This is a genomic window from Embleya sp. NPDC059237, assembly GCF_042754105.1.
Lineage (GTDB): Bacteria > Actinomycetota > Actinomycetes > Streptomycetales > Streptomycetaceae > Embleya.
Genome location: NZ_JBHZAE010000039.1, coordinates 23528 through 29527, shown reverse-complemented (window position 1 = coordinate 29527; position 6000 = coordinate 23528). Strand labels below are relative to the sequence as shown.

The following is a 6000-nucleotide window of genomic DNA, read 5'->3' as shown; positions in this document are numbered from 1 at the left end:
CTGACGAGCGAAGCTCGGCGCGTTGCGCCGAGCAAGTGCTGGGCACCCGCGTTGCGGGTGCCGGGGTCCGCGTTGCGGACCCCACAAGACGGCGCAACGCGCCGTCTTGGAAGGCCCTCCGCGTTGCGGAGGGCAGGCCCGCGTTGCGGGCCCGCTGGCAGCGAAGTAGGGGGCGGGGTTTGGCTGTTGGCGTCTGCTCGATGGGTTTGATCTCACCGTCGAAAAATAGCTGACGATCCGTCACATGTGGGCGGGCATCCCGCGTGTGGGGTTCCGCCCCGTCCGGTTTCCCGTCGCCGGCCGCGTCACCCATGATGGCACATGGCAGGCTCGCGCGCCACTCGGAGCTTAGACAACATGCTCCCTACGAATCCCAGGAATCAGGGACCACCTCCAGGGGCGGATCGAGGGTGGTGGCCGGCTCGGATGGGCTCGGGACGCTTGCCGTCCTCGGCTTGTATATGCCGTCTCACCAGTGCGGATGTCGGCCGCCGGCCGCCGGCCGGCGCCTGGAGCAGCCGGCCGAGGCCCTGCGCGCCGTCCTTGGAGTCGGCTCGATCCCCTCGCCGGAGGCTCCCGGGTCGACATGCCTGGTCGCCAGGTATTCCTGGCATTGGAATTGCCTATTCCGAACACGGAATTCGAGGAATTCGTTTTTCGGGTCGGCGGATTTCGCGTCGATATTTCGGTGGGTGTCTAGTCGAGTGCGAACACTCGGCGGGGGTCGGCGCGTACGTCGCCGTGGACGGTGACGGTCAGGTGTCCATCGATGCCAGCGGCGGGTGCGGCCGGGTCGGCGCCGTGGTGTCGGACGGCCTGGACGACGCGTACGGCGTCCAGGCGGTTCGGGTAAGTGTCGTGTCGGTTCGGGCAGCGCACGGTCACGGTGGGCCCGTCCAGGCGCAGGATGAGGTCCTGGTGGGCGCCGCAGGTGTCGCATCGCACGGGCAGGGCGGCGCCGGGGGTGACCCGGCGGATCATGCCGGAGACGAACACGGTGCGCAGCGCGCTTGGTTCGGGCGCCGGGGCGGGCGTGTGGCCGGCTGTCGCGGTGGCGGACCGGGCCAGGGCGGCGCGCAGGGGCGGCAGCGTCTCGCGCAGGACCGAGGGTGCGGGCGGGATGTCGGAGGTGGGCACCTCCGGCAGCCACTGGTGGAGAACATCGCGCCACAGCGCGCCCAGGGGCGTCCAGGCGCCGGTGGTGGGGTCGTGCTGGCCGGCTGCTGCCAGCGCCGCCGTGCCTCGGCGGCGCAGCGGGAGGGGTTCTCGGCCGGCTTCGGCGGCGTCGGTGGCCTCGGCCACCGCGGCGAGGATCGTGGGTGTGTCGGCGGCGGCCGGCTCCTGGTCCAGCGCGAGCACGGCGACGGCCAGGACCAGGAGGCCGACTTCGGCCGGCGGATCGCCGTCGCCCCACGACGGGGCGAGCAGTTGCGCAGCGCGGTCGACTGCGGCCCGCCATCGGGGCGGGGCAGCGTGAGGCAGGAGACGAGCGACGGCATCCGGCAGCACACGCGGCAGGCTCATGTTCGGCATCCTGCCGGCCGGCCACGGGCGGGCGGGGCGTGGTTTGTGCGTTCGGGCCCGCGGCGGCCGGGCGCGCGCCACGCTGGCTTCGGCGGCTTCACGGTTCGGGAGGGGGTTCGCATGGGGTGGTTCTCGCGGCAGGGGTTCGAGCCGGACGTCATCTTTGAGGCGGTGATCGCGGACGGGGTGATCTGGCCGGCGTACACCGACGACGACGGCGTGTTGTGGATCGAGGACGAGGACGAGGACCTGTGGGTCGTCGTGGACGGCGCGATCGTGGACGGGGTGATCTACGACGCGCACGTGGACGACGACGGCCGGATCTGGATCGACATGGACGACTGACCACGCCCACCAGGCACTTCCCGGGGCTGCTCCAGGATTCGGGACCGTGATCCACCTCGGGGATGCCCCGTCACGGGATTTGGTGGCCCTTCCGGGGCCCGCATGGGTCGTTCGGGTACTTGGGGAACCCTGGGCGGCAGGCGGGCCGTGTGGCGGCCTCTGGTGGCTTGGGTTTGGGGCTGGTGTGGCTGGTGGGTGCTGCGGGTCAGCCCCGGATGTCGAAGTCGCAGTAGTCGATGTCGGTGAGTTCGACCGCATCCAGGTCGTCGGCGCGGGTGCCGCCCTCCTGGAAGTACGCCTGGTGGAGGCCGGCGGCCACGATGCGCTCCAGGTCCCTTTCGGGGGCGCCGGCGTGGTGGGCGTCGAACAACTCCCGGGCGCGGTCGGGGGGAAGGGGTTGGGTGATGCGGCGCATGCGCGGGTCGTCGGTGGACCCGGCCGCGGAGGAGAACCCGAACCTGGCCCTGGTCTCGATCACCACCGCGCCGGCCGCCGCCGCCCGCTGCTCGGCCCGGCGGCGCACCTGCGGTTGCCACAGTCGGCGGACCTCGGCGTCGATCCTGGCGTTGACGGGTCCGGGCGGGTTCTTGCGGTCGCCCTTCAGGTAGCGCTCGATAGTGCGTTGGCTGACGCCGAGCAGCTGGGCAACGGCGCGCGTGCGGTTGTGGTTCTTGCTCATCAGGAACCGCACGCGGGCCTTCGTGGACCGGGGCGGTTTCCGGGTGAAGACGTGTTGCGCGGCCTGGTCCAGGCCGTCGCCGATCTTGCCCATGTGGGGGCTTCCTTCGTGGTGGGCCGTGGGCGCCCCGGGGCTTTCCGGGGCGCCCACGGATGCGGCTAGAACGGGGCGGTGGGCGGCTGCGCCGGCATCACCAGTTCGGGGTGCTGCTCCGCGAACCAGGCCCGCAGGCGTGCGGTTTCCTCGGCGTCGGCGGCGGCCTGTGCCCGACGGCGCGCGTCCTCGGCGGCCTGCGCCTGGGCGTGGCGCTCGGCTTCGGCGCGGTCGGCTTCCTCGGCCGCCGCGCGGTCGGCCGCCTCCCGGTCCCACTCGTCTGCGATCGCCTGCATGCGGGCCGCAATCTCGGCTTCCTCGGCCGCGGCCTCGGTTCGGCACGCGGCGCACACACCGTCCTCGGGAACCATGTGGGCGAACGGGGCGCGGCAGTCTGCGCATTCGGGCAGCGGGGCGCGGCCGGCTCCGGTGCGGCCGGTCGGCACGGTTTCGCCGGCGCGGCGGGCGGCGCGGCGCTCCCGGCGGCGCTCGGCGCAGGCCCGGCACGCCACGCGGGTGTCGATCATCTCGCCGTCCTCGCAGGACAGGTCCGGGCAGTACAGGCCGGGCGCGATCAACTCGACCGCCACGCCGATCGGCGACCGCAGCTCTCCGGCGTCGTGGGCCTCGGCGTACCCCCAACCGAGCCACCGCCGGGCCGCGCGCGCGGCCAGCTGCTCCACGGTGCGCGATTCCAGAGCAGCCAGCACCGCCGGCCGGCACCGACCCGGGATGTGCCGGTAGGGCAGGACCGCCAACAGCGCGGCCGGCAGCACCGCCTCAACTGCGTGCACCGCCGCCGTCTCCTCCGGGGTCAGCACCGGCCCGTTCTGCCGGCCGCCCTGGGGGGTGGCGTCACCGGCGACGCCACCCCCGTTGCTTGCCCGAGGTGCCGGCACCGCCGGCTTCACACCCTCCGCCGCTTCCGTCCTGCCCGCCGCGGCGCAGCCGCTTTCGCCCTCGCGCGCGCTACTTACGTCAGTAGTGCTGCGCACGGCACCGGCGCTACGCGCCGTGAGCGGCGCTGATTCTGTGGTGGTTCTTACTGAGGGTTCAAGGGGTGACATCAGTGACACCGGGGGGGGTGACACAGCTGTCACCGGGGGGGGTGACACAGCTGTCACCCCATCTCCATCTGCGGGGATGTCCTTTGTGCCCGCTTCGGCGGCGATTTTTTCGCTCCTCGCGACGGCGGCCTTTCGGCCACGCTCGCTCTTCGATTCCGCCGCCGCCGCCGCCCGAGCGGCGGCCTCGGCGGCGCGCTTCGCGGCGGCCTCGGCCGCCTCCTGGTCGCCCTTGAGCGCGACGGCCGCAGCCGTCCCGTCGCGGAACTCACCCTCGGCCGGCTCCTGGGCCCACAACTCCTCGCGGGCCTTCTTCGGGAGGACGATTTCGGGGAACGGCACGCCGGTGCCGGCGTAGTCGTCCCAGGGGCCATGCAGGATGTACCGGCTCACGGTCTGGGATCCGTTGGCGCGGTACCGGGCGCGGTCGGAGAGCAACCGCAGGTCTCGGAGGTGTTCCAGACCGCGTTGCACGGTCCGCTCGCTTACTTCCAGTTCGGCCGCGATCAGCGCGACGCCGGGGTAGCAGGAGAACCGCTCGTCGGCGCGGTCGGCCAGACGTTCCAGTACGAACTTCGCCGTCATGTTGCCGATCTTGAGGCGGATGACGTAGTTCATCGCTGTGATGCTCATCGGTGCTCGGGATGTCCTCTCGGGACTTGCACCGGGTACGCCACGCCGACCCGATCGGGTGACCTGTCGCCGTGTGGACGGCGATGGGTATCCTGGGTCCAGCAGACGTGACCCCGGGCTTGGACGGCGTGGGGGTTCACACATCGGGCGACAGGCGCGTCAACGCCTTAGCCCAACTTTTCGGCCGGCCCCCAGGGGCCGGCCGTTTTGTTGTGGCGGTCAGTATGGCACCGTCACACAGGGTCAGGGATCTCCTCGTGGTGCGTTGGGACCAGGGGCATTTCAGGGAAGAGGACAGTCCCTGCGGGGCGTTGCCCCAGCCATCCGGAGAGGCGGTGCGACGGGGCTTCGGTCCTGACGTGCCGAAATCCGTGTCGTTTGTAATAGGTGTGCAGATTGGTGTTTGTGCGCCACACATCGAGCCGGACCCAATTCCGCGCTTCAAGCGCAGCAAGTTGACTGGCCCAATCGAGGATCAACCCGCCGATATTCTGGCCAGCCATCCGTCGAGAGACAATTATCTTAGAGAGATAGAGAGCGCTTTCCGGGGAATCTTCGGCTCGCCAGAAATCGCGATCGGCAACGCTTCGGGTGGCGGTTGCAATAATACTGTCAAGCTCGTTGACCACCACCCATGTCATGCCTGAATCGATGTTCTCCTGCCAGCTCTTGAGGGCTCGACTAGCCGTGGCTGCATCGGACCATTGATCGGTCCCGACGGTTTGCAACCATTGTTCGGCCTCGTTTCGCAGAGCCATCAGTTCGACTACATCGGACGGGGCAGCGGGCTTGAGACGGAGCCTCATCGATTAGACCTCCAGTTCGTAAACGAGCACGTGGCGGTCCCCAGGAGCGATGGTCACCATCACCCGGACTGGACGATCGGCAGCGTCGTATCCGGTACGTACGTGCTGTGCCACGGGTGTGCCGATTGGCAGATCGAGCTGATCCTTTTCAGTAGGTGTGGGCATCCGCACGTACAACTCGTCGCGAATGCGCGCCTGGGGGTGGCCAATTGCTTTCAGAATTCCCCCGGGCATTGCGACATCGCCAGCTTGCATCAACGGCGTGCCGCGTGAAATTGACTCAGGAAACCAACTTGTGGAGAGCTGGTATGGCCGGTCGTTGACGTACCGGACGCGCGACCTTCGGACGGCCATTTCTCCCTCCGCGATCCCCAGTGAATCGGCGATTTCCTTCGGAGCCGGCTCAATAGTGACGTTAACCGTTTGCCGAGGCGTGCATCCCTGGGCCGCGACGCCAGCAGCCCAGTCATCCATACCTGTTGCGGCATTGTCCCGACGGGGCCCCCGCTCGAATACGCCGAGGTCCCAACGGAGCTTGATTCCGTCTCGAACGGTCCGGCCCAGCCTTCCCCGCCCCTCGGTGATCAGTCCTTCTTGGGTGAGCCGAGTGAGTGCTGTTCGAACGGTCTGTCGGCTCACTCCGTGGACGCTGGCCAGTTCGATTTCCCCCGGCAGGTGGGCGCCCGGAGGAAGTCGACCGTTCTCGATCTTGTCGCGGAGATCGTCGTACACGACCGCCCATCTGGTGCGGCTATCCGCAGGCACAGCGCCTCCCAAGTTGATCTGTCTGATCTGACCGTACAGAACGATTGACCATCCTGTCATCTGTACGTACAGTACTGACTGTTCGACCAGA

The 6000-nt window shown here is 69.3% G+C and carries 6 protein-coding genes; 1 reads left to right on the top strand and 5 read right to left on the bottom strand.

Annotated features, from left to right (window positions below; all coding sequences use genetic code 11):
• Positions 1–696: 696 nt before the first annotated feature.
• Positions 697–1524: a hypothetical protein gene (locus ACFXKZ_RS51280; protein ID WP_380015109.1), complete on the bottom strand. Its 828-nt coding sequence runs from the start codon at positions 1522–1524 to the stop codon at positions 697–699.
• A 120-nt stretch (positions 1525–1644) separates the two neighbouring features.
• Here ACFXKZ_RS51280 and ACFXKZ_RS51275 point away from each other — a divergent pair, with 120 nt between their 5' ends.
• Positions 1645–1869, top strand: a complete 225-nt coding sequence (locus tag ACFXKZ_RS51275; RefSeq protein WP_380015106.1) for a hypothetical protein — start codon at positions 1645–1647, stop codon at positions 1867–1869.
• Positions 1870–2074: 205 nt separating this feature from the next.
• On the opposite strand, the gene tpg is transcribed toward ACFXKZ_RS51275, so the two are convergent.
• The 4 genes from tpg to ACFXKZ_RS51255 form a co-directional block, all read right to left on the bottom strand.
• Positions 2075–2641 carry a telomere-protecting terminal protein Tpg gene (gene tpg, locus ACFXKZ_RS51270; protein ID WP_380015103.1) on the bottom strand — a complete coding sequence of 189 codons (567 nt, stop codon included), beginning with the start codon at positions 2639–2641 and terminating at the stop codon, positions 2075–2077.
• A gap of 65 nt (positions 2642–2706) precedes the next feature.
• On the bottom strand, positions 2707–4338 hold the full coding sequence (locus ACFXKZ_RS51265; protein ID WP_380015100.1) for a helix-turn-helix domain-containing protein: 1632 nt from the start codon (positions 4336–4338) through the stop codon (positions 2707–2709).
• Between the two features lie 233 nt (positions 4339–4571).
• Entirely contained in the window at positions 4572–5096 is a 525-nt protein-coding gene (locus ACFXKZ_RS51260) for a GNAT family N-acetyltransferase (protein WP_380015097.1), read from the bottom strand.
• A 51-nt stretch (positions 5097–5147) separates the two neighbouring features.
• A complete protein-coding gene (locus ACFXKZ_RS51255) occupies positions 5148–5876 on the bottom strand; it encodes a GntR family transcriptional regulator (protein ID WP_380015094.1) in 729 nt (242 codons plus the stop codon).
• Positions 5877–6000: the final 124 nt, after the last annotated feature.

Coding starts and splice junctions, on each gene's coding strand:
- ACFXKZ_RS51265 (WP_380015100.1), bottom strand. CDS start 4,338: ATGAGCATCACAGCGATGAACTACGTCATCCGCCTCAAGATCGGCAAC.
- ACFXKZ_RS51260 (WP_380015097.1), bottom strand. CDS start 5,096: ATGGCTCTGCGAAACGAGGCCGAACAATGGTTGCAAACCGTCGGGACC.
- tpg (WP_380015103.1), bottom strand. CDS start 2,641: ATGGGCAAGATCGGCGACGGCCTGGACCAGGCCGCGCAACACGTCTTC.
- ACFXKZ_RS51280 (WP_380015109.1), bottom strand. CDS start 1,524: ATGAGCCTGCCGCGTGTGCTGCCGGATGCCGTCGCTCGTCTCCTGCCT.
- ACFXKZ_RS51275 (WP_380015106.1), top strand. CDS start 1,645: ATGGGGTGGTTCTCGCGGCAGGGGTTCGAGCCGGACGTCATCTTTGAG.